The organism is Nonomuraea thailandensis, from assembly GCF_024172165.1.
Taxonomy (GTDB): Bacteria; Actinomycetota; Actinomycetes; order Streptosporangiales; family Streptosporangiaceae; genus Nonomuraea; species Nonomuraea thailandensis.
The window spans coordinates 6895013-6920717 of the sequence record NZ_JAMZEB010000002.1 but is presented as its reverse complement, the minus strand read 5'-3'; the positions used below and the strand labels follow the sequence as shown (position 1 = coordinate 6920717).

Genomic DNA, 25705 nt, shown 5'->3' with positions numbered 1-25705 from the left:
CCGACATGACACCACCAACCGGCCCGCACCCGCCGGACGGGCCCTCCGGTCCGCGCCCCACGTACGGGCCCTCGGGCCCGCGCTCATCGGACGGTCCGCCGAGGCCGCGCACGCCGGACGGCGCCACGCGCCCGTCCGACGGGCTGGGTGGCGACGGCGGCCCGGAGCCGGCCGCCGAGTCGGCCGTGGAGGTCGAGATCGGGCGGGTCAAGGAGCCGGCCCGGCTGCTGCGCGTGAGCACCATGGCGCGGTCGCTGCTCGACGAGGCCCGCGGGCTGACCCTGGACGAGCACGCCCGCGACACGTTGCAGCACATCCACGCGCGGGTCGTCGAGGAGATCGGTGACTCGGTCGCGCCCGAGCTGCGCGAGGAGCTGCAGCGGCTGCTGCCCTCCTCCTCCGGGACGCTCACCCAGTCCGAGATCCGGATCGCGCAGAGCCAGCTCGTCGGGTGGCTGGAAGGCGTCTTCCAGGGCATCAGGGTCGGCCTCACCCTCCAGCAGGCCGCCCACCCCGACCTTCCCCGCCCGCCCGGCCCCGCGTCCGGCCCGGGCGCAGGCCCCTACCTCTGACCGGGCCCGCTCCGGAAGGTCAGGCGCAGGCGGCGCGGTGCGTGGCCTCGATGAGGGGCCTGACCCGGTCGTCACCGCCCTCGATGAGCTCGGTCATGCGGTTGGGCACGTAGGCGAAGCCGAGCTCGTGATCCGGGTCGGCGTAGGCGAAGACGCCCGTGACGCCCGGGTGGCCGAAGGCCGTGGGCGAGCAGTCGCCCGGCCACATCGGCCCGCCGGGGAGCAGGAAGCCCCGCCCGTACGAGGTGCGGCAGCGCAGCACCAGATCCATGCCGCACGCCTCGACGGTGCGGGCCCGGTCGGCGGTCTCCGGGCGCAGCAGGCGGATGCCGTCCACCTCACCGACCAGGGCGGCGTACATGCGGGCGAGCCCCGACGCGTTGCCCGCGCCGCCGCAGGACGGGATCTCGGCCTGGGGCACGCTCGCGGCGGCCAGGGGGTTGCCCGCCAGGGCGATGCTGCCGAACGTCGAGCGGTGGAACAGGGACGCGGGGTCGCAGATGGCCCGGTTCAGCCCGGCCAGCTCGGGGTTGGCGCGCCCCTGGAGGAGCTGCTCCTCGGTGGGCGGCACGAGGCAGGCCAGCAGCCGTTCCCGCGTGTCGGGCAGGCCGATGTGCAGGTCGAGTCCCAGCGGGCCGGCGATCTCCTGGGCGAAGAAGCGCTGCACCGACAGCCCCGTCACCCGCCGGATCACCTCGCCGACCAGCCATCCCATGGTCAGGCAGTGATACCCGTGCGCCCGGCCCGGCTCCCACGCCGGCACGGCGGCCGCCAGGGCCTGGCCCACCGCCGTGCCCCCTTCGATGTCCACCATGGTCAGCGGCGGATCGACGGTCACCACCCCCGACCGGTGCCCCAGCACCCACCGCAGCGGGATGTCCGCCTTGCCTCCCGCCGCGAACTCGGGCCAGTACTCCGCGATCGGCGCGTCGAGGTCGAGCAGGCCGCGATCGACCAGCAACATCGCGGCCGTGGCGACCAGCCCCTTGGTGGCCGAGGCCAGGAGCGTGATCGTGTCCTGCCGCCAGGCCGCGTCCCGGCCCGCCTGCCCGCCCCACAGGTCCACGACGGCCCGCCCGCGCCGGTAGACGGCCACCGAGGCGCCCAGCTCCCGCCCCTCGTCGAAGTTGCGCGCGAACGCCTCGCGCACCGCGTGGAACCTGGGCTCGCACACCCCGTGGATCTCGCTCAATGCCCCCTCCTCACGACCCTCGTCGGCTGCTCCGGGCGCAGGGGGTCGCCGAGGGGGTGTGGTGGCACGGGGCCGCCGGTGTGTGACGCCTCCCGACTACCCGGCTGACCAGCGGCGAAACAGGAGGCCGGGCTTCTGCCCGCTACGCGGCAGGGCGCCAGGGCAGGGCCCTGCCGTACCGGACGAGCTCGCCGTAGTGGGCCGGGTCGATCGGGTTCAGGGCCAGGTCGAGGAGGGGGACGGCGGCCTCGGCGGGGGTGGCGGCGCCGGAGACGTCCCACCACAGGCCCGAGGTCGGCGTGTTGATCATGCCGGGGCAGACCGCGGCGAGCAGGATGCCGCGCCGCAGGTCCTCCGCGCGGCGCTCCCCGGCGAGCGCCCGCACCGCGGCGACCTGGGCGATCTTGGACGGGATGTTGACGAAAGCCGGCCACGCGCCGGCGGCGGCGCTGCCGTCCTGGACCGCGTCGCGCCAGGCCGCCACCTGCTTGTCCACCTCGTCGAGCGAGGCCGCCCGGTCGAAGCGGCCGTGCAGCACGGGCGCCAGGTGGTGCAGCGTGCCCAGCGAGCTGGCCACCACCAGGAACCGCCCGCCGTCGCGCACCAGCGGCGCGAACGCGCGCATCAGCCGGGTGGTGCCGAAGTTGTTCACCTGGGTGTACTCGTCCATCACCGCACGCGGGTCGTCATCGGGCCCGACCCGCATCACGGCGTTGCCGAACACGACGTCCACGCCGCCGTGCCGCTCCGCGATCACATCGGCGAGGCGGGCGGCGGCGGCAGGGTCGGCGACGTCGAAGAGCTCGCCGCGTACGCGGGCGCCCGTCCGCGGCATGCCCGCCACGGCGTCGGCGACGCGTCCGGCGTCGCGGCCGGTCAGGTAGACCGTGTCGGCCGCGTCCAGCCGCCTGGCCAGGCCCTCCACCAGGGCGAGGCCGAGGCCCTGGGTCGCACCGGTCACCAGGGCCACGCGAGGGGTTCGGTTCGTCATGGGGACGAGGCTAGGAACGCCCGTGGCCATGCGTCCAACGAGACTTCTTCATCTGTGGTATGCGTAAACGTCATGGCCCTCACCGACGCCTCGCTCACCGCGCTCCGGGTCTTCCGCGAGGTGGCCGAGCGGGGCACGCTCACCGCCGCCGCCACCGCGCTCGGCTACACGCAGTCGGCCGTCTCCCGCCAGATCGCCGCCCTCGAACGCGCGGCCGGCGCCACCCTCCTGGAACGGCGGCACGACGGCGTCCGGCTCACCCCGGCGGGCCGGATCGTGCTGTGCCGTGCCGCCGCCGTCGTGGATCAGGTGGACGCGGGCGCGCGCGAGCTGGCCGGCCTGCCCGACGAGCCCGGCACGGTGCGGCTCGGCTGGTTCGCCAGCGCGGGCGCCGACCTGGTGCCCCGGGCGCTGGCCGCCCTGCGCGCCACGCACCCCGCCATCACCGTCAACACGCGAGAGGGCCCCACGCCGGTGCTGGTCCGCGCGTTGCGCGCCGGCACGCTGGAGCTCGCGCTGCTCGGCTCGGCCCCGCCGTTCCGGCCGCCCGACACCGAGACGCCGGCGCTGGAGGTGCGCACCCTCACCGAGCGCGGCCTGCGCGTGGCCGTGCCGGCCGGCCACCCGCTCGCCCGCGGCGACTACCTCGACCTCGCCGACCTGCACGGGCAGCGCTGGATCGCCGGCCCGGGCAGCGCCGCGGCCGGGGGAGCGGGCGACAGCACGGGCATGGGCGCCTGGCCCGGCCTGGACGAACGCCCCGAGATCGCGCACTCCGCCCGCGACTGGCTGGCCAAGCTCGCCCTGGTGGCGGCCGGCTGCGGCCTGACCACCGTGCCCGCCATGCTGGAGACCGTCGTGCCGCCGGGCGTGCGCGTCCTCCCGGTGCGCGGCGGCCCCCAGGAGCAGCGCCGCCTCCTGCTGGCCCGGATGCCGGGCCCGATGACCGAGGCCGCCGCCGGTCTGGCACGGGCGCTGCGCGAGGCGGCGCTCACTCCTGGGCAGCAGGGTCCGCCGGGCTGATCGCCGCGCCGGTCAGACCCCCTTGACCGCGTACGTGACCAGCGTGGTGAGCACGTCCTTCACCGACGCGCGCCGCCGCACGTCGCACAGCACGATCGGGATGTGCTCGCCCAGCCCGAGCGCCCGCCGCACCTTCTCCGGCTCGTAGCGCCGGGCCCCGTCGAAGCAGTTCACCCCCACCACGAACGGGATGCCGCGCTGCTCGAAGTAGTCCACCGCCGGGAAGCAGTCCTGCAGGCGCCGCGTGTCGGCCAGCACGACGGCCCCGAGCGCGCCCAGGGCGAGCTCGTCCCACATGAACCAGAACCGGTCCTGCCCGGGCGTGCCGAACAGGTACAGCCACAACCCGTCGCGGATCGTGATGCGGCCGAAGTCCAGCGCCACGGTCGTGGTGGTCTTGGACTCCACGCCCGAGGTGTCGTCCACCCCGATGCCGCGATCGCTCAGCAGCTCCTCGGTGTGCAGCGGCCGGATCTCGCTGATCGTGCCGACCATGGTCGTCTTGCCGACCCCGAAGCCGCCCGCGATGAGAATCTTGATGGCCAGGGCCGAGGGAGCCCTGGTCGTACCAGGGTCAGAGACTGCGTAGCCCATCCAGCACTTCCCTGTAGATGCGTTCGTCGATCGTCTGCGCGACGGGGCGCGGGCGCTCGATGCTGACCAGGCCGTCCCGCCGCAGATCGCCGAGGATCACGCGGGTGATGTTGATCGGCAGCCTGAGGTGGGCCGCGACGTCCGCCACGGGGGTCGGCCTGCGGCACAGCGACAGCACGGCACGATGCTCGGGGAGCAGGTCCCCGGACTGGGGGGAGTCGCCGGCCGTCACGACGATGGCCATGAGGTCGAACGACTCGCCCTGCGGACGCGCCCGGCCGCCCGTCAGTCCGTACAGCCGGATGAGAGGGCCTGGATCCTCCCCTGTCACGGTCTCGCGCCGTTCCAGGCAGGCGCCGGTGCCGCTCCCCTCGGATGCGCGGACAGGTGCTCGCCGACCCGCTTGACCATCAGCGCCATCTCGTACGTGACCATGCCCAGCTCGGCGTCCGCCGTGGCCAGCACGGCCAGCCGCGCCCCCTGCCCCGCGGCCGTGACGAAGAGGAAGCCCTCCTCCATCTCGATGATCGTCTGCCGTACGCCGCCCAGCCCGAAGTGCCGGCCCGCTCCCATGGCGAGGCTGTGGCTGCCGGCGGAGATGGCGGACAGGTGCTCGGCGTCCTCCCTGGTCAGGCCGCGGGAGCTGCCCATGGACAGCCCGTCGGCGGACAGCACGATGGCATGCCGGATGCCGGGCACGCGCTGGATGAGGTCGTCGAGCAGCCAGCTCAGTTCGCTTCTGGGGTCAGGCATCGGGTCGGTCGTCCTTTCGATTCCACATGTCGGGCTCCTGCTCGGCCTGCTGGCGACCTTCCTGCCAGCCGCGTTGCATGGACGACATGAGCTGTGCGAGCTCTTCGGGCGAGCGCCCGCTCGGCCCGCGCCGCTCCGGCCGCGCGTCGACGCGCAACTGGGGAGCGAGGCTGGCCTGCGGGATCCGCATCGGCAGCCCGTCGAGATCCTCGTCCGCCTCCTGGGGCGGCACGGTGACGCTCCAGCCCGCGGGCGGGCCGGAGGTCGTGGCGGGGCCGGGCGTGGCCCCGGCGGCGGAGCCGCTCCCGAACCCGATCAACGGCTCGAGATCCGGGTGGCCCCGCAACGGGTCGAGGTCCGGGTGACCGCTCAGGGGCGAAGCGGACCTCGGCACAGGCTCGCCTTCGGGCGGGAGCGCCTGCGTGGGCTCGGGCACGGAATCGGCCCTGTTCCGTGCGGGGTCGGGCTCGAACCAGGTGCCGCGTACGGGCCGGGTCGCGCGGCCGTTGACGGCGTCGTGCCCTGTTTCGGCGGCGTTCTGAGCGAAGTTCCCGGCGGCGTGGCCGGCGGCGTGCCCGGCGGTGGCCGGACCCGCGGTGAGGGCCAGCGGCTCGGCCTCGGCCAGCAGGCCGGCGGGCAGCAGCACGATCGCGGTGGTCCCGTCGTACGGCGACCGCCGCAGCACGATCTTGATTCCGTGCCGCGCCGCGAGCCGCGCCACCACGAACAGCCCCAGCCGGTCGCTGTCGGCCAGGTCGAACTCGGGCACGTCGGCCAGCCGTTCGTTGAGCTCGCGCAGGGTTGCGTCGTTCAGGCCCAGACCGCGGTCCTCGACCTCCAGCGCCATCCCGTTGGCCGCCGTCACGCCGCGCACCTGCACGGTCGTGTTGGGCGGGGAGAACACCGCGGCGTTCTCCACCAGCTCGGCGACCAGGTGGATCACGTCGGTGACCGCGGCGCCGACCAGCAGCGGGGAGTTCGGCATCGGCGCGACCGTCACGCGGGTGTAGTCCTCGACCTCCAGCACCGCCGCCCGCACCACGTCGAACAGCGGCACCGGGTCCCGCCAGCGGCGCGCGGGGGAGGAGCCGGACAGGATGATCAGGTTCTCGGCGTGCCGCCGCATACGGGTGGTCAGGTGGTCGAGCTTGAACAGGTCCTCCAGGACCTCGGGCTCGTCCGCGCGCCGCTCCATGGTGTCCAGCAGCGCGAGCTGGCGGTGCAGCAGCGCCTGGTTGCGCCGGGCCAGGTTGAGGAACACCTGGCCGACGCCCTTGCGCAGGACCGCCTGGCCGACCGCGGCCTCGACCGCGGTGCGGCGTACCGCGGACAGCGCGTGCACCACGCGGTCCACCTCGGCGGTCTCGGCCCGGTCGAGGGCGGGAGCCTCGGTGGCCGGGTCCACGTCGTCGCCGCGGCGCAGCCGCTCGACCAGCCGGGGCAGCCGCTGCTCGGCCAGCTCCACCGCCGAGCCCTGCAGCCGCCGCAGCTCGACGACCAGCGACCGGCCGAACCGGTACGACAGCCACACCGACAGGATCACCATGGCCAGGCCGAACAGCAGCACGCCGCCGATCCGCCAGTACGCCGCGCTCTTCTGCGCCTCGCCCGAGGCCGCCGCGCGGGCCAGCTCGGCCTGGGTGTCCCGGTTGATCTGGGCCAGCACGGCCTCGGCGTCGCCGCGCCACTCGGCCGCCGACACCGGAGGCGGCCCGCCGGTGTCGTAGACGAACAGCTCGTCCTCGATCGCCATCACCCGCTTGTAGGGGGCGCCGGCCACGAGCCGGTCGTAGGCCGCGCGCAGCTCCGGGCTCGCGTCACGCTCGGCGTTGGCCAGGACCAGCCGCCGGGCGGTCATGGCGGCGACGAACGCGGCGCGGTCGGTCGGGGTCATGCTGCGGTGCACCAGCGTGGTGGTGAGCACGGCGTGCTCGCGCCACAGGTACTCGGCCGAGGTGCTGTAGGCGGTCATGCCGCGCACCGACTGGTAGACCGACGCGTCGCTCATCGCGTCGCGGTCGGTGAACTGCTGGTTGGCCACGGCGATCAGGTTGTTGTACGCCTCGATGATGGTCAGCGTGGGCGCCAGCACGCCACCGTCGGCCGAGGCGCGCAGCGACTGCAGCCCGTCGAGGGCCTGCACCATCACCTGCACCTGGGCCGGCGTCTCTCCGGCCGCGCCGGAGCCGAGGGTCGCGATGACCTCCCGCAGCCGCTTGACCTGGTTGTCGGTGAGCCGCCGCTGCTCGGTCAGCGGCTTGTACGCCGCGGTGCCGTCCGGCGCCTCCGCCGAGAGCTGCCGCTCCTTCTGTAACTCCACGATGAGCTGGAGCACCGGCGCGCCGATGGACTCCCACCGGTTCTGGATCTGCGAGACCGTGGAGATCTCGTCCACGCTGGAGTAGGCGATGAACCCCCAGAGGGCCACCATGGAGACCAGCGGAAGCAGGAGGATCCTGAGCAGCTTGGTGCGAAGAGGCGGGGGCGAGCTCATCCGTCAATGTCCAATTCCGCGCGTGGGGTTGCGCCGGGCAGTCGTGACCTGGCTACCGCCCCCGAGGTTGCCCGCCACGACCGGGTGCGCCTGTGGTCCGTCCACTATGCCGATGGGGCAGATGGACTTCAAGGTACGGATGCGAAGAAACATCCCGAAAGTAATGTTGACTCTTTGTCAGCACACGGTTCGTGACCGTGATCGTGCGGAGCTCACAGTGGGTAGTCAGACAAAGGCGCTCATTCCGGTCACCGCCCGGCCGACGATGAGCGTGTTGATCTCCCGGGTGCCCTCGTAGGAGTAGATCGCCTCGGCGTCGGCGACGAACCGGGCGATGTCGTAGTCCAGGATGATCCCGTTCCCGGCGAGCAGCTCGCGGGCCCAGCCGACGACCTCCCGCATCCGGCTCGTGCAGTACGCCTTGGCCAGCGCCGAGTGCTCGTCGCGGAAGACGTCCTCGTCCTGCAGCTGCGCCAGGCGCACCACCATGCCCAGGCAGGCGGTGGCGTTGCCGAGCATCCTGACCAGGAGGTCCTGCACGAGCTGGAACTTGGCGATGGGCCGGCCGAACTGCTCGCGCTCCCTGGCGTAGCGCAGCGCGATCTCGTACGCGGCGAGCATGATGCCGACCGCCTGCCAGGCCACCCCGCTGCGGGTCCTGCGCAGGATCCTGGCCGTGTCGCGGAACGAGCCCGCGTTCCGCAGCCGGTTCTCCTCCGGCACGCGGCAGCCGGACAGGGTGATGTCGGCGTTCTGCACCGTGCGCAGCGCCATCTTGTTCTCGATCTTCGTCGCGGTGAAGCCGGGCGTGCCCTTCTCCACCACGAACCCCTTGACGTGCTCGTCCTCCACGTCCCTGGCCCAGACCACGATCAGGTCGGCGAACGTGCCGTTGCCGATCCAGCGCTTGGCCCCGTCCAGCACCCACGCGTTACCCTCGCGCCTGGCCGTGGTCCGCATGCCGCCCGACACGTCCGAGCCGCCGGTCGGCTCGGTGAGCGCGAACGCCCCGATCTGCTCCATCCTGCTCATCCCCGGCAACCACCGCTCCCGCTGCTCCGCCGAGCCGCAGGCGGCGATGCTGCCCATGGCCAGGCCGGTGTGCACGCCGAAGAACGTCGCCATCGACGGATCGGCGCGGGCCATCTCCAGTGCCAGGAAGCCGCTCAGCAGGCCGCTCGGCTTCGGCCCCGGGCACTCGGGGTAGGCCAGGCCGGCGATGCCCAGCTCGGCGTACTCCTTCACCAGGTCGACGGGGAACTCGGCGCGCACCCAGCACTCGTTCGCGATGGGCACCACCTTCTCCGCGAGGAACTCGCGCACGCGCAGCAACGTCGCGCGCTCCTCGCCGGCGAGCAGGCTCTCGAACGCGTACAGGTCTCCGGTCAGCAGCTCGGACATGGCGGGACAGCTACCCGTGGCGGGTGCGATGACACGAAAAGCGGCACGGGTCACACCGGTCACGGCAGACTTTCGCATCACATGTCGCCTCCGAGAAGGGCAGGGAAACGCCGATGCTCGACGCGTTCGACAGATGCCGCCTCCACGACGACTTCCGGCCCGTGACCGAGCTGGGCGCCTACCCGTACTACCGGCCGGTCGAGGAGCGGCTGGCCACCGGCGAGGTGGTCGTCGGCGGGCGCGTGCTGGTGGCGGCCGGCTCCAACGACTACCTCGGCCTGTCGGCCGACCCGCGGCTGAAGGACGCGGCCTGCCGGGCGATCCGGTCCTTGGGCACGGGCACCTCCGGATCGCGCCTGGTCAACGGGTCGCTCGCGCTGCACGAGACGCTGGAGGGCCGGCTCGCCGCGTTCCTCGGCCAGGAGGCGGCCATGGTGACGCCGACGGGCTTCCTGGCCAACCTCGCGCTCAGCGCCCTGGCCGGGCCGCGCGACACCGTGCTGGCCGACCAGCTCATCCACGCCTCCCTCATCGACGCGGTCCGCCTCTCCCGCGCCCGCCTGCGCCGCTACCGGCACAACGACCTGGATCACCTGGAGCGGCTGCTGGCCGGATCCGACCCCGCCGCGGCCGGGCTGATCGTCACCGAGGGCATGTTCTCCACGACCGGCACGCTCTGCGACCTGCCGGGCACCGCCGCCCTGGCCCGCCGCCACGGCGCCCGCCTGGTCCTCGACGGCGCCCACGACATCGGCCTGCTCGGGCCCGGCGGCCGCGGGGCCGCCGAGCACCACGGGCTGTTGCCGGCGGTGGACCTGCACACGATGGCCTTCTCCAAATGTCTCGGCACGACGGGTGGCGCCGTGGCCGGGCCCGAGCAGATCATGGTCTACCTGCGGCACCACGCCCGGTCGATGGTGTTCTCCGCGGCGCTGTCGCCGTCGAGCACCGCGGCGGCGCTGGCCGCCCTGGACATCGTCGAGACCGAGCCGGAGCGCCGCCACCGCGCGCTGGCCGCCGCCGCCCGGCTCCGCGCCGACCTGGCGGGGCTGGGGTTCGGCACGGGCGCCTCGCCGACCACGATCATCCCCGTGCACGTGGGGGACGTCGTGCTGTGCTGCCGCTTGTGGCGGGAGCTGTTCGAGGAGGGCGTCTTCGCCACCGCCATGGTGCCGCCCGGCGTGCCGGACGGGCAGTCGCTGATCCGCGTCAGCACCACGGCCCTGCACACCGACGCCCAGCTCGACCGCATCGCCTCCGCCTTCGCCGCCGCGGGCCGCCGGCTCGGCATGATCCCCTAGACGAGGAGGAACAGGGTCACGGCCACGAGGATCACCAGGACGGCCAGCATCGCGACGATGACCAGCCACTTGGGGTCGAGCCAGTACGGCCGCCGGGGCTGTTGGTGGGCGTCCGGGTCGAGCAGGCCGCGCAGGACCGGGTTGATCTGGCCCTCCGGCAGGCGCCGCTCCAGGACGGGGATCAGGCGGGGCAGGCGCGAGCGCACCTCGGCCGGTTGCCGCCTGGCCGCCCAGGCGCGCATCTCCTGGAGGATGGTGGTCGCCTCCTTGGCGGAGGTGGCCTTGAGCAGGTCGGTGCAGAGCATCTCGAACGCGTCCTGCTCCGCATACTGCCGCACACCCGCCGCATCCCCGGCACGCGCTTCCGCCGCCCGCACCTGGGCGGTGGGCGTGCCCTGAGCCTGCACCGCTTGGCCCGCCGCCCGTGGCCGCTGCAACTCGGCGGTCTGTCCCGCCTGCGCGGCCGCCTCCGGGGACGCCTGCGCGGACGCCTGCGTGGACGCCTGCGCGGACGCCGCCTGCGAGGGCTGCGGCGCGTGCGCGGGCGGGGCCGCAGGAGGGGCCGGGGCGGCCTGGTAAGGCGGCTGGCCCTGCGCGGCGCGTTGCGCGGCGGGCTGTGCGGTGGGCTGTGTGGCGGGCTGCGCGGCGGGCTGCGGGGCAGGTTGTGCGGTGGGCTGGGAGCGGGCGGGAGGCTGGGGCGACCAGACCAGCTCGTCCCCGCCCTGCTCCGCCACCGCGGGCCGGGCCACGAGCGCGGTCGGGTCGCGCGTGACGGACGCGAGCCGCCGCAACCGCTCCTCCAGCGGCGTCTTGTCGCTGATCCGCAGCCGCTTGACCAGCCCCACGAGCTGATCCCGCGCGTACGCCTCCACCAGCATCGCCGCGATCCCGGCACACCGATCCCCCTGATCGGGAGAGCGCGGATCCACCCGCGTCCGGTACGAGCTCTGCGACGACGGCCCCGGCCACTGCCGCAGGAAGATGATCTCGGCCCCCTGCTTGAGATCATCGCTCTCGTACGTGGAGAACGTCTCCGGATAGTGCCCCAGCGCCAGATCCAGGATGTCCACCAGCCCCCAGAGCTGCACGATCGGATTCCCGCCCGAGGCCACCGACAACGGCGCCCCCGGCCGCCGCAGGCACTCCGAGACGATCGGCGCGAGCGCCGGGGCCGCCGCCCGCGACTCCCGGTCGAGCGCGGCCCGCGCGCCGTCGTACGAGCTGATCAGCCTGCCCAGGTCGAGCGGCTCGTCCCCGTCGGGCAGCCGCGCGGCCCAGCCGGAGGCCAGGGCGAGGGTCTGGCGCACGTTCGGCATGGCCATCGGCTGGGAGGCGGAGCCGCCCAGGTACGCCTGCACCCGGATGGTGCGCCGGCTGTCGGCGCCGCCGGTCCGCGTCCTGGCGAGCACCACCACGCGCCCGTCCACCAGCAGCCGGCAGAGGCTGACCCCCGGCTCGGGGCCGGGATCGAGCCACGGCCCGAGCTGGTGGTACCAGCCGCCGGTCCGCTCCAGCGAGGTGCGCCCGGGGCCGAGCCCGGTGCGCTGCTCGTCCCATTCGAACTGGATCCAGTCGACGCTGGCGTACCGTCCCATCAGAGCCCCACCTCCGGGTAGCCGCGCAGGACGCCGGTCATGGCGAAGAGCGAGATCAGCGGTTCGAGCACGCGCCGGGGCCGCACGCCCCGCCGGTAGCGGCCCTCGGTGGCGGCGGCGCCCGTCGCCGAGACGAAGTGCAGGGTGCACTTGCGGCACTTGTCGTACGGGCTCAGCCACGCCTGCGCCCCCCGCCGGTGCAGGTAGGCGTAGACGTCGCGGCTCTCCCGCAGGACCGCCGCCGGGTCCAGCCCGTCGGGCTCGGCGTACAGCCACGTGTCGACGGGGGCCTGGAAGCGCACCGCGTCGCTCTTGGTGACCGCGATGGCGGCGGGGATGTCCAGCCGCCCGCCGGTCTTGGGCAGCCGGTCCAGCACGGCCCGGAACGACTCGTCGCCCATCCGGGCCGACCTGGTGGCGGCGTCGATCACGAACAGCAGCCCGCCGAGGGCCGGCACGAACCTGGTGGCCTCGTGGGTGGCGCTGCGCAGCAGCTCGCCGGCGATGTCGAAGAAGGCCACCGCGGTGGTGTGCCGGCCGTCGTTGACGAGCAGCGCGTCCACGGGCTCGGCGGTGGCCCGGTGCGTGGTGCGGTTCAGCGCGGCCCGCTCGACCAGCAGCGGTCGCACGTACGCGTTGACGTACTCGGCGTGCCGCTCGATGTCCACCGCGTCGGTGGTCAGCCCGTACGGCCGCAGCCCGCCCTGCTCGATGGCGCCGATCATGGCGGCCAGCAGGTGCGTCTTGCCCGTCTCCGGCCCGCCGACCAGGCCGATCACCAGGGGGCGGCCGTGGCGCACGTAGGTGTAGGGCAGGTGGTGTTCGAGGCCGGCGTCCGGCACGGAGGCGGGGCAGCGGACGTGCGCGGCCCGCAGCAGGTCCTCCCGCCGGGGCCCGGTCACGTGGTCCAGGGAGAGCGGCTGGTACTGGCCCGCCGGGGTGCGCTCGTAGAGCTCGTCCTCGCTCCAGGCGAACTCGTGCAGGCAGATGGGGCAGAGGATCACCGGGTCACCACCCAGAGGACGATCAGCAGGACGAGCAGGACGGCCAGCGGCAACCACCGGGCCCACCCGGGCAGCGCCCTGCCCTCCTCCTCTTCGGCAACGGGCTGGATCCGGGTGACGTGCTCCTCGGCGGCGGGCGCCGGGTCGCGCCTGGCCTCGCGGGCCCGGTCGAAGGCGGCGCGGCCCTCCTCCAGCCCGAGGTCCCGCTCGACGGCGAGGCTCTGCATCGGATCGGGCACGCGCAGCCTGGCCAGCACCTCCTGCGCCGACGGGGGCGAGCCGGAGAAGACGTCCTTGAGCGGTTGCAGGGCGGGGGTGGCCGACAGGTCGGGCACGTCGGCGATCTCGCGGCCGGTGACCGTACGGTAGATCACCATGCCGGCGCCCCAGAGGTCGTCGGCCGTGGAGGCCGGGCCCTTGCCGGAGCGCTGGGCGGGGGAGGCGTAGGGCGCCTCGCCGAGCGCCGGCCGGCGGGAGCCGATCAGCGTGGCGTGGCTGAGGTCGGTGAGCTGCACGGTGGCGCCGTCCCAGCGCACGGTGGAGGGCTCGATGCGCCGGTGCACGACGTCGCAGGCCGACAGGATGCGGATGGCGCGGAAGAGGCTCGCCTGCAGCGTGCGCTGCTCGCTGATCAGCAGCGCGCCGAAGTAGCGGCTGACGGGATCGCCCCGGTAGTCGTAGAGCAGCACGAACGGCTCCTCCTCGTCGAGGCTGTAGCCGATCAGCCGGGGCAGCTCGGGCGGGTAGGCGCGGCGCAGCCGGGTGAGCAGCCTGGCGCCGATGCGGGCCTCGTTCTCCAGCAGGTCGTAGAGGTACTCGCGGTCGCGGCCCTCCGCGCGGGGCACCCGCCGCTGCACGAGCTTGGTGCCGGAGGCGAGGTGGGTGACCCGGCGTTCGGACAGGTCCTGCCACGGCTCGGCCTCGACCTCCCAGCTCACCGGGTCGCCTTCGGGGGAGTCGAAGTCCAGGGGCTCAGGCTCCATCACCACTCCAGTTCTCCTCCACCGTCCCGGGTCGCAGCGGCACCAGGCGAAGGGTGCCGGCGTACTGGCCCGACCGGGTCCACACGACTCCGGGCGGGTTGCCCTGACCCCGTACGGCCCTGGGCGCGAACCGCACCGCGTGCGCCTGCCGCAGCAGCAGCGACAGGTCACGATCACCGCAGAGCTGCAACATCTGCCCGCCGGGCGGGGCCTGCAGGGCCCGCACGACCTGCTGCGACTGCCGCCACACCGCGTCCACCAGCTCCTGGCGGCCGGCGTCGGCGGTGCCGAACTCGGGCTTCTCCTGCACGCCCCGGTGCGCCAGGTGGTAGCGGTACTGCCGGAGCGTCTCGTCGACCCGCCGCTCCAGGCCGGTCTGCACGTCGCGGTAGTCGCCGTGCTCCAGCGCCGGCCAGCCGGGCTCCAGCCAGCCGGTCACCGCGTCGAGCAGGTCGCCGGTGATGACCTCGCGGAGCTGGCCGCCGCGGTCGCGCAGGCGCACGGTGACCTCCTCGTCCAGCGCCTCGCTCGCGGCGGCCTGCCCGGCCTCGGCCCTGCTCCAGTCGGACAGCGTGGCCGACACCTGCGTGCAGATCTCGGCCAGCGCCGCCGCGATCGTGCGGGCCGCGTCGGAGGTGTGCATGCGGGCCTGGCCGAGCGTCCACTCGCTGGCGGCGACCCGTTCGAGCAGCGAGCGCAGCTCGTCGAGCGCGGTCCTGGCCGGGCCGAGGGAGAGCTGCTCGCGCCACCGGTCGCGCGAGTGCCGCCAGAGCACGAAGCGGTTCACCAGCCCCTGGGGGAACTCGGCGGGCGCGTGCAGCTCGTTGAGCAGCTCGTCGGGGCACCTGCGCCGGCAGCCGGGGACGAAGGCGGCGCTGCCGATGGGCGCGCTCTGGTCGGCCAGCGCGCGCAGCCGCGAGACCAGCCGCATCAGGCTCCTGCGCTCGGCCAGGGCCGCCTCCACGTCGGCGCGCAGCTCGGCGACGATCTCCGCGTGCCCCATGCCGGCCGGGGTGGCGAACTTGACGCCGCCGGCGGCCAGCACGTCCGGAGCGTCCTCGTCGCCGTGGTCGACCTCGGCGAACAGCCGCGCGACCGCGTCGCGGAACTCGGCCAGCGCCCGTCCGGCGGCGATCACCTCGTCCGCGATCGCCGCCCTGACCGGGGCGGTGCTGAAGTAGCCGAGGTCGTCCAGGGCCCGGGCGGCGCGGTCGAGCCGGTCGCGGGCCTGCCGGTGGAGCCGGTCCATCCGGCCGTCGGGGACGAGCGCGTCGAGGAGGTCGGCGGGCAGGTCGGCGGTGCCGCTGAGCACCGGCAGCGCGCTGGCCAGCGGCGAGCCGAAGATCGCCGTGTCCTGCTGCACCGGCCCGGCGAAGCGGTCCGCCACGTCGGTGAAGGCCTGCGCGAGCACCTCGGGGTCGATCCGGCCCGCCACGATGCGCCAGCCGGGCGAGGCGGTGCCGTACGGGATCTCGCCCAGCTCGCCGACCACCTGGTCGAACACCTCGGGCTGGGACAGCAGGTCGATCAGGATGGCCTCCGAGCTGGCCTCCGGCCCGTGGGCCGCCTCGCCGGTGTCGGCGTTCCAGAGGATGCCGCAGGGGTCGCCCACCCACAGCACCCTGCGGCTCTCGCCGTTCAGCGCGGGAGGCAGACGCGGCTCGGGCCCCAGCGCCACCACCAGCACCGACCTGACCAGGCGCGAGCTGAACACCTCCTGCAGCACCTGCTGCCCGGCGGCCAGCCGATCGGTGTCGGTCACCACCAGGACCCGGGGGCCGAGCCTGGTCACCTCCTCCTTGCGGAGGTCGAGCACCACGACCATGCTCACTCCCCGGCGAGCGCGTCCAGGTCGCGCAGGTTGTAGGCGACGGCCTCGGCGACCCGTTCGAACGGCAGGTCCAGCGCGGCGGGCAGGGTGTTCGCCCAGAACGCGACGAGCTGGTCGGCCCGGTTGCGGGCGCCGGACGGCAGCTTCGGCATCATGATCTCCAGCAGGCCGAGCTGGTCGGCCGCCATGCCGGTGACCTGCCGGTAGAGCGGGTGGGGGACGCTGAGCGTGCCCGCCAGGCCGTTCGGCAGGGCGTCCATGAGCTGCTCGCTCACCAGCCCGCGGAACTCCTCGTCGCCGCCGATCACCCATTGCTCGTAGGCCCGCAGGATGCTCGGCCACGAGGACGCCTTGCCGTAGCCGGTCAGCGGCAGCGTCATGGAGCCGCCCTCGACGTCGATCCTGATCCGCGCCGGCGAGTGGGGCTCGCCCTCGGCCACGCTGACCCGTCCGTTCCAGAGCAGGCAGAGCAGCCGGTGCAGGATGCGGACCCGGTGCTCCTCGGTGGTGGCCAGGTAGCCGAAGTCGTAGCCGAGCCGCTGGCGCCACTTCAGGTGGTCCTGGGGCCGCTCGTGCTGCAGGGCGTCGGCCCAGCTGTGCAGCACCTCGCGCAGCTCGCGGACCTGGGTGACGCTCATCGAGGTGCGGACCTGCACGACCGTCACCGAGTCGGCGTCGATGTTGCGGAAGTCGGGCACGCCGGGCAGGTCGATCCGCTCCTTCAGGAACCGTTCGAGCTCGGGGTCCTTGGCCGGGGCGGGGTAGGAGACGAGCACCTTCAGGTCGCCGGTGCCGTCGGGGGTGAAGCCGCCCGGCACCAGGTCGGCCAGCTTGAGCCGGAACTGCCGCACGTGCGGGTCGTCGCCGCCGCCCTTCGCGGCCTGGGCGAGGATGTCGGCCAGGGAGGGCAGCAGCGGCTGCTCGCCCAGCACGGCGGCCTCGTCGCGATCCTTGAAGAGCTTCTTGACCTCCAGCTTGAGCCGCTCGCGCACCCAGGCCAGCGCGTCGGCCGGCTTGCCCGTGCGCCAGGCCACGTCGTAGGCGTGCCGCCAGCCCTCCGGCCCGATCAGCGCGTTGACCACGCCGGCCTCGCCGTCGGTCGGCCGCAGGAGCTGCCGGGCCACGAAGACGTCCACGAAGCGGCGCACGACCGCGTCGTAGAAGGACTCGGCGCCCGCGGGCGGCAGCAGGTGGTAGACGCCGACACGGGTCTCGTACAGCTCGCCGGCGCGGCGCGCGAACCGCTCGGGGTCGGCGTCGGCGTGCTCGGCGAACACCTCGGTGAAGTCGCGCACCTCGCGGATGAGCTGCTTGCGCAGCGGCTCCCAGCGCGGCATCTGGTCGGCCCAGGCCCGGTGCCACAGCGCCTGGCTGCGCCACAGGTACCAGGCGTCCTGGTCGTGCAGCGACGACTGCACCTCCGAGTCGCTCCACTGCACCTTGCGGAACAACCGGTCGCGCATCGGCCGCGGCTGCGGCGGCGCCTCCGTCATGCTCTCGTACGTCCTGCGCGGCTGCGCCCTGCGCTGGTCGAGCAGCCCGGCGAAGCCCAGCTTGTCGGCCTCGTGCACGTCGCCGGTCAGGCCCGTCACCACCCGCCGCAGCCGGAACGGATCGACGTGGCCGAGCCCCTCCATCGCGCCGCGCCGCACGTCCATGTCCTTGGCCATGGCCGGCACGACGCGGCTGAGCTGCCGCTCCAGCGAGGCCAGATTGTCCTCCATCGCGCGCATCCGGTTGGCCAGCGACTTCTGGATCTCCGCCGCGCCGGTCGCGGTGCGCGCCTCGGGCAGCGGCAGCGGCTCGCGGGTGTTGAGCGGCTCCAGGTTGGTGGTGGTGAACAGGCGCCGGATCTCCTCCACGTTGCTCTCGGCCGAGCCCGGCGGCGCGGCCGAGAGCCGCGTCACCGCGCGGGCCAGCAGCCGCGAGCTGACCAGGTCGGCCAGCTCCTCCACCGGCACGGTCATCGAGGAGACGAACGCCGTGGACACGCCCCGGTTGCCGATCCCGGAGGCGGCCGGGACCTCGCGCTCCACGGCCCGGTTGATGAAGTCGTCGGCGAAGGTGGACTCGCCGCGGTCCTCCATGCCGCCGGCGGCCTCACCACCGCCGCTCGGCCGGGTGCCGGCCAGGGAGACGATCAGCGAGGCGATCGAGCGGTGCAGGTCGTCGCGCTCGACGCCGGGCGGCATGGTGAACAGGAACGCGGTCTGCACCGTGCCGGTGGCCAGGCGCACCTCACCCCGGACCGGGTAACGCACGCCGAGCTCGCCGACGATGCCCTGCTCGTCCACCTGCGTGCCCGCGTGCGGCGCGTTCTGGTCGTCGACCAGCCGGAACAGGTCGAGCAGGCTCGCCCCGGCGTTCAGCCGCGCCCGCCGCCCGCCGCCCTTGCCCTCGGCGAACGCCGACGGCATGACGACCAGCGGGTGGATGCGGGCCCTGATGTGGTTGCGGGCGAAGGCGTCGCCGATCAGGTGCAGGTAGTCGTAGAAGATGCCGCTGCCGGTGCCGCCCGCCACCGAGTAGGCCACGAACACGTCGCAGGTGCGCCGCAGCCGGCCGCCCAGCGCGGCCAGCTCGCTGCCGGAGTTGCTGATCGCGCCGATGGCGTCCTCGACGCCCTGCACCACCGGCCCGGTGCCGTGGCGCATGCGCTCGAACAGTGCCGCCCGGGCCACGGTCGGGAGCTGCCCGGCGCCCCGCATCAGCGGCGCGACCAGAGGCTCCTGCTCGCGCGGCGGCAGCCAGTCCTTGACGTGGTCGCCCAGCGTGGCCCGCAGGCTGCGGGCCACCTCCGGGTAGGAGTCGAACTTGGGCACCACGTCGTGGATCAGGTGCGCCGTACGGCCCGCCGCGGGCAGCTCCCGCTCGGTCGGCACCACCCGTCGGCGGGTGCGGTTCAGCTCGTCCTCGTTGAGGTCCACGTAGACGAACTGCAGGCAGGAGGGCAGCTCGTAGGGCTGGTAGTTCTGCCAGCTGAAGCTCCTGATCAGATCCATGCCGTCAGGACCGCACAGCTCGTCACGCAGCCAGCGCTCCAGCTCCACCCCGACCCGGCAGCCGGTGCCGCCGAGCCCCACGAACATCATCGGATCGAAGATCCTCATGCATCCCTCACAACAGGTCGTCGCCTGGCATCGGTCGGTGGGTCCTGCTCCGGTAAGGCTCGGCGGAGCCGTAGGCGGGCTGCTCGGCGCCGCCGCCCCTGGCCCTGCCGTCGTCCACGCCGAGGTACATGCCGTTCGGCAGGGCGATCGGCTGACCGGGCAGGAGCGGGTCGAGCTCCCGGCCCGACGGGTCGCGGACCAGCACGGTGCGGCCCTGGCCCCGGCGTACGGCGTAGCCCGTCCCGTACGTGCGCACCAGCCGGCCGTCGCTGACCTCGAACATGAACTCGGGGCCCTCGCCCAGCGGCGCCTGGAGCCGGCTGATGTACGGCTCGCCCGGCCGGTCGAACAGGTGCAGGGTCAGCTCGCTCGGATCGGCCGCCCGGCGCCGCGCCCGCCGCCTGGCCAGCAGGAACGGCAGCGCCACCGCCAGGATCGCGAGGAGGATCAGCAGGGCCTGCAGCGCCCGCTGCCACAGCGGTGTCGGCGGCCGCACGTCCACGTCCACGAACTCCTCGGCCACGACCTGCCCGGCCGGGTCGAGCACCTGGAGCACGCCGCTCACCGTGCCCTCGCCGGCGTCGGCGCTGACGCGCAGCTCGAAGCCCTGCTCGGAGCTGCCCGTGGGCGCCTGCACCTGCTGGGCGGACAGGCCGACGGTGCCGGGCACGTCCACGAGCCGCAGGCCGAGCTGCACGGGCTCGGCCTCGTTGGTGACGCGGACGGTGCCGGCGAGCGTGCCGCCGGGCTCGACGGTGGCCGAGCCGAGCTCGACCTGGGCGCGCAGCCGGTCGGCCGGCCCGGCGATGCGGGTCGCGTACGGCCGCTCGTCGCCGGCCACGCCGGGCCCGCTCACCTTGCCGACGAACGACAGCGCGCCGGTGGCCGTGGCCGGGATGACGATCTGGCCGGAGTACTCGCCGTCGCTCCGAGCCCGGTCGGCCCCCTCGCCCGTGTCGCCGAGCTCGACGGGGACCTCCTGGAAGCCCTCGCCGGACATCCGCGCGCTGAAGCGCAGGCCCTCCAGCGCCGCCGGGTCGGTGATGGTGCCCGTCCTGGTCTGCAGGCGCAGCCGCACGTTCACCTGCTCGCCGGGGCGCGGCCGGGGGTTGCTCAGCGAGATCGAGGCGCGCAGCGCGCCCTGCCAGACGACGGTGGCGCTGACCTCCTGGCGGCTCACGCCGGGCGGCGACTCGAGCCGGATGCGCCACTGGCCGGGCAGCGGGTTGCGGATGCGTAGAGACTCCACCGGGCCGGCCTCGCCGGCGGCCTGGAAGGTGGACTCCTTCAGCTCGCCCTGCTTGGGCACCTGCGTGCCCTCGGGGTCGAAGTAGGTGACCTGGATGCGCTTGTCGCGCTTGACCACCACGATCGAGCCGTCGGTGGCGATGATCGGGATGTTGACGTTCAGGTCGACGGTGGCGCCCGCGTCGAGCGAGTCGGTCACGGACTTCTCGATGCCGGCGCACCTGGCGTAGGCGAACGCCTCCAGCAGCGAGCGCTCCACGTCGGCCGAGGTGGCCACGACGCGGGCCTTCGGGGTGGAGGTCTGCTGGTCGCCACAGGGCTGGACCCAGCCGCCCGCCGCGAAGGCGTCGAGCGCGGACTTGTCGGCGGCGCCGAAGCCGAGCGGCCAGATCTGCACCTGCCCCCGCTCGGCGTCGGCGAGGCTGCGGGTGATCTGCGCCTGGGCGTTGGCGTTGCGGGCCTGGGCGTCGGCGCCGTACTGGGGGCTGTTGCGCACGTCGAGCACGCCGTCGGTCAGCAGGAACACGATCTTGGCGCGCTGCTGGTCGTCGGGCCTGCCCATGATGTCCAGCGCCTGCTCCAGGGCGGCGGCGTGGTCGGTGTCGTTGCCCTCTTCCGCGGTGCGCAGGCGCAGCTTCTCCACGCACCGGCTCAGCGACTCGCGGTCCTGCGCGGTCTGCACCCCGGTCAGCGGGCACACGATGTCGACCGCGGACTGGCCGGGGCCGTTGGAGCTGCCGAAGCCCACCACGGCCACCTGCGACTGCTCCGAGAGCTCGCTCAGCGCGATGAGCTGGGCGGCGGCCCGCTCGCGCGTGACGTCCTGGTCCTTGAGGCTGCCCGACTCGTCGACCAGGATGACGACGCGGACGGGCTTGACGTCGGAAGGCGGTGCGGCCTGCGCTGCCGTCGGGTGGAGCGCCACGGCTGTGGTCACGGCTGTGGTCACGGTCAGCGCGAAAAGAAACCTGAGGGATGAAGTGACGAGCACATTTCCTCGCAGTTGCCGTTTTTCTTATCCGCAGAACGGAGAGAAGCCCCGAGAAGTTTCAGCCCCACTTTTGGTCACGACGTCTGTCGGATTGTGCATGTCCGTAATCGCCGATGTCTACCCCGCATACCGGAATTCTATGAGGAAGGTCACGAGCGTGGGGCTGGTGAGTCAAGAGTTCAGTAAATACGGTTTATGTGCATTTATCCGTCAATAATGGCATCCGCCCCGGTTTTGGGCCGGGGCGGAGGAAAAGGATCCGGCTAGAAGTCGGTGGCGGACAGCCGGCCGTAGACGATCATGAGGACGGCCACCAGCGACGTCCACCCCGTCTGGTGCGCCGCGCCCAGCCCCGCGCCGTCGTCGCCGTGGAAGTACTCGTGGAACTGGATCAGGTCCCGCCAGTGCGGGTCCTCCTGGAAGACGCGCTGCCCGCCGTACACCGGCCGCCGCCCGTCCCGGCCGCGCAGGAACGTGCGGACGAGCCGGTCCGAGATCTCCTTGCTCACCTCGAACAGCGTCATCCGGTGGCCCGAGCCCGTCGGGCACTCCACGGTGAAGTCGTCGCCGTAGAAGGCGTACAGGTGCAGCAGCGCCCGGATGAGCAGCACGTTGACCGGGAACCAGACCGGCCCCCGCCAGTTGGAGTTGCCGCCGAACATGCGGCTGTCGGACTCGGCCGGCAGGTACGCCACCTTGTACTCGCGCCCCTGCACGTGGAACGTGTACGGATGCTCGGCGTGGTGCCGCGACAACGACCGGATCCCGTACGGGCCGAGGAACTCGTCCTCGTCGAGCATGCGCGCCAGCAGCCGCCGCAGCTTCCGCTCGTCCAGCAGCGACAACATGCGGCGGCCCGCCACGCCGGGCCGATCGGCCGCCGACATGCCCTCCGCCAGGTCGGGATGCCGGCTCGCGAACTCCCTGACCCGGTTGAACAGCCGGGCCTGCGACTCATCGGCGCGCGGCGTGAAGACCGTGGTCGCGCAGAGCGGCAGCAGGCCGACCAGCGAGCGCACCTTGAGCCGGGTGGCCTCGCCGTACGGCAGCCGCAGCACGTCGTAGAAGAACCCGTCGGTCTCGTCCCACATCTCCTCCTTCAGGTCGCCGACCCGGTCGGTCGAGGCGGAGATGCGCAGGAAGGCCTGGGCGAAGCGCACGGCCAGATCCTCGTACGCGGGCGCCCGGTCCGACAGCTCCGCGGCCATCTGCACCATCGTCTGCGTGTAGAACGCCATCCACGCCGTGCCGTCGGCCTGGTCGAGCGTGCCGCCGGTCGGCAGCGCGGCGCTGCGGTCGAAGACGCCGATGTTGTCCAGGCCGAGGAAGCCGCCCTGGAAGACGTTGCGCCCGTCGGGGTCCTTGCGGTTGACCCACCAGGTGTGGTTCACCAGCAGCTTCTGGAAGACCCGCTCGACGAAGTCCAGGTCGCCGCCGCCGTGGAGCCGTCTGTCGAGGCTGTCGACGAAGCGCGCCGCCCACGCCTGCACGGGCGGGTTGACGTCGCCGAACGCCCACTCGTACGCGGGCACCTGGCCGTTGGCGTGCAGGTACCGCTCGCTCAGCAGCACCTCGATCTGGTGCTTGGCCAGGTCCAGGTCCACCACCGACAGCGCGACCGCGTGGAAGGCCAGGTCCCACGCGGCGAACCACGGGTACTCCCACGTGTCCGGCATGAGGAGCACGTCGTCGGCGGTCATGTCGAACCAGCCGTGGTTGCGCTGCCCGGTGCGGGTCCACGGGTCGGCGCCGTGCTCGGCCAGCCAGGTCTCCACGTCGAAGTAGTAGTACTGCTTGCTCCACAGCAGGCCCGACAGCGCCTGCCGGAGCACCAGCGTCCCGTCCCGGCCGAGGTCCGGCGGGGCGAGCGCGGCGTAGAAGTCGTCCGCCTCGGCCCTGCGCCGCCGCAGCACCTCGTCGAAACCGGGCCCGAGCGGGTCGGGGCCCACGTCGCCGGCGGCCAGCCGGACCCGGACGGTCACCTCGCCGCCCGCCGGCACGGTCAGCGTGTGGTGCGCGGCGGCCTTGGTGCCCGCCATCTCCGGGTTCACCGCCCCGCTCTCCCCGCGCACGACGTGGCGGCCGATGCCGTCCTTGACGTACGGGGAGGCGTTCCTGCCGCCGGACAGGCGCTCGTGGTTCGTCTCGTTCTCGGTGAACAGCAGCGGCACGTCCGCCGCGCAGTACAGCCGGTACGTCCCCAGCCCGGGATGCTCGGCCTCGATCACCCCCGGCTCCACGGCCCGCAGCGCCGGCCTGGCCGCGCCGGCGCCCCACGACCAGGTGTTGCGGAACCACAGCGTCGGCAGCACGTGCACGGTGGCCGCCTCGGGGCCCCGGTTGGCCACGGTGACGAGCATGAGCAGGTCGTCGGGAGCGGCCTTGGCGTACTCGGCGAACACGTCGAAGTACCGGCCGCCCTCGAAGACGCCCGTGTCGAGCAGCTCGTACTCGAAGGCGCGCGCGTCCCTGGCCGCGTTCGTGGTGACCAGGTCGTCGTAGGGGAAGGCGGCCTGCGGGTACTTGTAGAGGTAGCGCAGGTAGGAGTGGGTGGGCGTGCTGTCGAGGTAGAAGTAGTACTCCTTGACGTCCTCGCCGTGGTTGCCCTCGCCGTTCGTCAGCCCGAACGGCCGCTCCTTCAGGATCGGGTCCCTGCCGTTCCACAGCGCCATCGACAGGCAGAGCCGCTGCTTGTCGTCGCTGACGCCGCCGAGCCCGTCCTCGCCCCACCGGTAGGCGCGGGAGCGGGCGTGGTCGTGGGGGAAGTGGTTCCACGCGTCGCCGGTCGCGCTGTAGTCCTCGCGCACCGTGCCCCACTGCCGCTCGCTCAGGTACGGCCCCCACCGGCGCCACGGGGCGTCGGGAGCGGCCGAGCGCGCCAGTCGTTCTCGTTCGGCATCCATGGGCGCAGCATCCTCCGTCGCCCGCCCGCTGCCTCCTCCCCGGGAAGTGAGGTTTGTCAGCCGCGTACCCGCTTGGTCAGCACCCGCCTCATCCGGCGGGCCAGGACGGCGCGCACCCCGTCGTCCCCCCGCTGGGCCACGTGGAGCTGGCGGCGCAGCGTGCCGACCTCGCGCCGCAGCTCCACGGTGCTCCTACGCCAGCGGGCCGCCTCCTCCCGCCACTTCGCGACCTGGGCGCGCAGCCGCTCGGCCTCACCGGCCAGCCGGGCCGCCTGCGCCTCGGCCTGGATCCTGGCCCGGTACGCGGCGCGCCGCCCGGCGATCTCCTGCGGCTCGTCGCTGAACCCGTACTCCTCCCCGACGACCCACCGGACCCCCGACACGTCGTCCACGGCGTCGTCGAGCGGCTCGCCGGGGCGGGCGACGAGGCGGGCGCGGGCCAGGGCGGACGCGCGTTCGAGCCTGGCCGTGACCGTCCCGCCGGGCGCCTCCGCCAGCAGCACCTGGATCAGGCCCAGCCCCTCGGCGCGGGCCAGGGCCAGCAGCCTGGCCAGGCTGTCCTCGCCCGGCACCCAGCCCGCCGGCAGGCGCAGCACGAACGGGACGGACGGATGCACCTCCTCCTCGGTCGCCAGCAGCACCCGGCTCTCGTGCTCGTAGTGGCCGTGTACCAGCACCAGGTCCAGCTTCGGGTCCTGGAGCGGGGCGCGGCGGTCGCGGTCGAGGGTGTCCCAGGGGCCGACCAGCACGACGGACAGGTCCGTCACGGTCGAGGCGAGCAGCGCGTCCACGCCGGCGCGCACGGCCTCGTAGCCGGCGGTGCCGTCCAGGACGGCGGTCACGTTCGGCACCTTCCAGCGCCTGGCGGGATGGGTGCGCAGCCACTGGTAGGCGGGGATGCGGTCGGCGACGAAGGCGTGGCTGACCCGGTCGATGCGCTGCTGGTCGCGCATGCGCATGGTCGGGCCCAGGTGGTAGGCGCGGGCCCGCGGCTCGGGCACGAACACCGCCCCCGCCTGGTAGAGCCGGTATCCCAGCTCGGTGTCCTGTCCGACGATCAGGTCGTCGTCCATGGGGCCCGCGGCCTCGATCAGGCGGGCGCTGACGGAGGTGGCGCCGCCGACGTGCAGGCTGAACGGCCGCACCGGGTTGTTCGTGAGCCCGTCCGTACGCTCCACCAGGCCGGCCAGCCAGGCGTGCGGCTCGGCCGGCTCGAACGCCGCCTCCAGGTCGTCCGGCAGGACGGCGGGCAGCGGGGCGCGGGTGAAGCGGAGGTAGCCGGTGACGGACAGGTAGGGCGCGGTGTGGTGCCAGCGCATGTGCGCCTCGACGGCGCCGGGCGTGAGCACCACGTCGGAGTCCAGCCAGTGGATGACGTCGCCGGTCGCCTCGGCCAGCCCGGCGTTGCGGGCGGCGGCCCGTCCGGGCCGCTCGCACCGGACCAGCCGCGCGGCCGTGCCCTCCGGCAGCCGCAGCGGCGGCGAGCTGCCGTTGTCCACGACGATGATCTCGGTCAGCTCCGGCGGGTACGTCTGCCGCGCCAGCCCCTGCAACACCAGATCCAGCTTGTCCTGGGCCCCGTAGGCCGGGACGATCACGCTGACCCGCAGCTCGGGCGTGCGGCGCTCGGGCGGTCGCAGCACGCGGTAGTCGTTGCCGCGCACCCGCTCGACGGACATGCTGGCGCCTCCTGGAGATCGGCCGGATCGGTGAGGAGGC

The 25705-nt window shown here is 73.5% G+C and carries 18 protein-coding genes; 3 read left to right on the top strand and 15 right to left on the bottom strand.

From position 1 onward, the window contains the following. The first annotated feature begins 5 nt into the window (after positions 1-5). On the top strand, positions 6-572 hold the full coding sequence (locus tag HD597_RS35670) for a proteasome activator (RefSeq protein ID WP_253747877.1): 567 nt from the start codon (positions 6-8) through the stop codon (positions 570-572). A 19-nt stretch (positions 573-591) separates the two neighbouring features. On the opposite strand, the gene HD597_RS35665 is transcribed toward HD597_RS35670, so the two are convergent. Both HD597_RS35665 and HD597_RS35660 read right to left on the bottom strand, forming a co-directional pair. Beyond that, on the bottom strand, positions 592-1764 hold the full coding sequence (locus HD597_RS35665) for a serine hydrolase domain-containing protein (RefSeq protein ID WP_253747874.1): 1173 nt from the start codon (positions 1762-1764) through the stop codon (positions 592-594). 142 nt (positions 1765-1906) lie between these two features. Beyond that, the gene (locus tag HD597_RS35660) at positions 1907-2755 is read right to left on the bottom strand and encodes an SDR family NAD(P)-dependent oxidoreductase (protein WP_253747872.1); all 849 of its coding nucleotides are present in this window, start codon (positions 2753-2755) and stop codon (positions 1907-1909) included. Positions 2756-2827: 72 nt separating this feature from the next. On the opposite strand from HD597_RS35660, the gene HD597_RS35655 reads away from it, so the two are divergent. Then, entirely contained in the window at positions 2828-3778 is a 951-nt protein-coding gene (locus tag HD597_RS35655) for a LysR family transcriptional regulator (protein ID WP_253747870.1), read from the top strand. A 12-nt stretch (positions 3779-3790) separates the two neighbouring features. Here HD597_RS35655 and HD597_RS35650 read toward each other — a convergent pair whose 3' ends face one another. From HD597_RS35650 to HD597_RS35630, 5 genes are all read right to left on the bottom strand, one after another. Then, positions 3791-4372 (bottom strand): GTP-binding protein, encoded by a 582-nt coding sequence (locus tag HD597_RS35650; RefSeq protein ID WP_253747868.1) that lies wholly within the window; start codon positions 4370-4372, stop codon positions 3791-3793. Beyond that, positions 4353-4703, bottom strand: a complete 351-nt coding sequence (locus HD597_RS35645; RefSeq protein WP_253747866.1) for a DUF742 domain-containing protein — start codon at positions 4701-4703, stop codon at positions 4353-4355. Before HD597_RS35645 ends, HD597_RS35650 begins: the two co-directional genes overlap by 20 nt. Further along, positions 4700-5125: a roadblock/LC7 domain-containing protein gene (locus HD597_RS35640; protein WP_080041457.1), complete on the bottom strand. Its 426-nt coding sequence runs from the start codon at positions 5123-5125 to the stop codon at positions 4700-4702. The genes HD597_RS35645 and HD597_RS35640 overlap by 4 nt, the downstream gene beginning before the upstream one ends. After that, complete coding sequence (locus HD597_RS35635) at positions 5118-7619, bottom strand: sensor histidine kinase (protein ID WP_253747864.1); 2502 nt, start codon at positions 7617-7619, stop codon at positions 5118-5120. Before HD597_RS35635 ends, HD597_RS35640 begins: the two co-directional genes overlap by 8 nt. Before the next feature lie 225 nt (positions 7620-7844). Continuing rightward, complete coding sequence (locus tag HD597_RS35630; RefSeq protein WP_253747862.1) at positions 7845-9020, bottom strand: acyl-CoA dehydrogenase family protein; 1176 nt, start codon at positions 9018-9020, stop codon at positions 7845-7847. A 113-nt stretch (positions 9021-9133) separates the two neighbouring features. Between HD597_RS35630 and HD597_RS35625 the strand changes: the two genes are divergently transcribed. Next, complete coding sequence (locus tag HD597_RS35625) at positions 9134-10321, top strand: aminotransferase class I/II-fold pyridoxal phosphate-dependent enzyme (RefSeq protein ID WP_253747860.1); 1188 nt, start codon at positions 9134-9136, stop codon at positions 10319-10321. Here HD597_RS35625 and HD597_RS35620 read toward each other — a convergent pair. The 8 genes from HD597_RS35620 to HD597_RS35585 all read right to left on the bottom strand — a co-directional run bounded on the left by HD597_RS35620 (position 10318) and on the right by HD597_RS35585 (position 25665). Continuing rightward, entirely contained in the window at positions 10318-11916 is a 1599-nt protein-coding gene (locus HD597_RS35620; protein WP_253747858.1) for a hypothetical protein, read from the bottom strand. The genes HD597_RS35625 and HD597_RS35620 overlap by 4 nt on opposite strands. Next, on the bottom strand, positions 11916-12920 hold the full coding sequence (locus HD597_RS35615) for a hypothetical protein (protein WP_253747856.1): 1005 nt from the start codon (positions 12918-12920) through the stop codon (positions 11916-11918). Before HD597_RS35615 ends, HD597_RS35620 begins: the two co-directional genes overlap by 1 nt. Next, positions 12917-13903: a protein kinase family protein gene (locus tag HD597_RS35610; protein ID WP_253747854.1), complete on the bottom strand. Its 987-nt coding sequence runs from the start codon at positions 13901-13903 to the stop codon at positions 12917-12919. Before HD597_RS35610 ends, HD597_RS35615 begins: the two co-directional genes overlap by 4 nt. Beyond that, complete coding sequence (locus HD597_RS35605; protein WP_253747852.1) at positions 13893-15728, bottom strand: hypothetical protein; 1836 nt, start codon at positions 15726-15728, stop codon at positions 13893-13895. Before HD597_RS35605 ends, HD597_RS35610 begins: the two co-directional genes overlap by 11 nt. A 2-nt stretch (positions 15729-15730) precedes the next feature. Continuing rightward, the gene (locus tag HD597_RS35600; RefSeq protein WP_253747851.1) at positions 15731-18844 is read right to left on the bottom strand and encodes a tubulin-like doman-containing protein; all 3114 of its coding nucleotides are present in this window, start codon (positions 18842-18844) and stop codon (positions 15731-15733) included. 7 nt (positions 18845-18851) lie between these two features. After that, a complete protein-coding gene (locus HD597_RS35595; RefSeq protein ID WP_253747849.1) occupies positions 18852-21029 on the bottom strand; it encodes a vWA domain-containing protein in 2178 nt (725 codons plus the stop codon). Between the two features lie 317 nt (positions 21030-21346). Further along, positions 21347-23986, bottom strand: coding sequence for an MGH1-like glycoside hydrolase domain-containing protein (locus HD597_RS35590; RefSeq protein ID WP_253747847.1), 2640 nt, complete (start codon positions 23984-23986; stop codon positions 21347-21349). A 56-nt stretch (positions 23987-24042) separates the two neighbouring features. Then, positions 24043-25665, bottom strand: coding sequence for a glycosyltransferase family 2 protein (locus HD597_RS35585; protein ID WP_253747844.1), 1623 nt, complete (start codon positions 25663-25665; stop codon positions 24043-24045). Between the last annotated feature and the right edge of the window lie 40 nt (positions 25666-25705).

What these genes read in the sequence shown, in the direction of transcription:
- HD597_RS35670 (WP_253747877.1), top strand. Translation starts at nt 6, where the DNA reads ATGACACCACCAACCGGCCCGCACCCGCCGGACGGGCCCTCCGGTCCG.
- HD597_RS35660 (WP_253747872.1), bottom strand. Translation starts at nt 2,755, where the DNA reads ATGACGAACCGAACCCCTCGCGTGGCCCTGGTGACCGGTGCGACCCAG.
- HD597_RS35655 (WP_253747870.1), top strand. Translation starts at nt 2,828, where the DNA reads ATGGCCCTCACCGACGCCTCGCTCACCGCGCTCCGGGTCTTCCGCGAG.
- HD597_RS35650 (WP_253747868.1), bottom strand. Translation starts at nt 4,372, where the DNA reads ATGGGCTACGCAGTCTCTGACCCTGGTACGACCAGGGCTCCCTCGGCC.
- HD597_RS35640 (WP_080041457.1), bottom strand. Translation starts at nt 5,125, where the DNA reads ATGCCTGACCCCAGAAGCGAACTGAGCTGGCTGCTCGACGACCTCATC.
- HD597_RS35635 (WP_253747864.1), bottom strand. Translation starts at nt 7,619, where the DNA reads ATGAGCTCGCCCCCGCCTCTTCGCACCAAGCTGCTCAGGATCCTCCTG.
- HD597_RS35630 (WP_253747862.1), bottom strand. Translation starts at nt 9,020, where the DNA reads ATGTCCGAGCTGCTGACCGGAGACCTGTACGCGTTCGAGAGCCTGCTC.
- HD597_RS35625 (WP_253747860.1), top strand. Translation starts at nt 9,134, where the DNA reads ATGCTCGACGCGTTCGACAGATGCCGCCTCCACGACGACTTCCGGCCC.
- HD597_RS35620 (WP_253747858.1), bottom strand. Translation starts at nt 11,916, where the DNA reads ATGGGACGGTACGCCAGCGTCGACTGGATCCAGTTCGAATGGGACGAG.
- HD597_RS35610 (WP_253747854.1), bottom strand. Translation starts at nt 13,903, where the DNA reads ATGGAGCCTGAGCCCCTGGACTTCGACTCCCCCGAAGGCGACCCGGTG.
- HD597_RS35605 (WP_253747852.1), bottom strand. Translation starts at nt 15,728, where the DNA reads ATGGTCGTGGTGCTCGACCTCCGCAAGGAGGAGGTGACCAGGCTCGGC.
- HD597_RS35600 (WP_253747851.1), bottom strand. Translation starts at nt 18,844, where the DNA reads ATGAGGATCTTCGATCCGATGATGTTCGTGGGGCTCGGCGGCACCGGC.
- HD597_RS35590 (WP_253747847.1), bottom strand. Translation starts at nt 23,986, where the DNA reads ATGGATGCCGAACGAGAACGACTGGCGCGCTCGGCCGCTCCCGACGCC.
- HD597_RS35585 (WP_253747844.1), bottom strand. Translation starts at nt 25,665, where the DNA reads ATGTCCGTCGAGCGGGTGCGCGGCAACGACTACCGCGTGCTGCGACCG.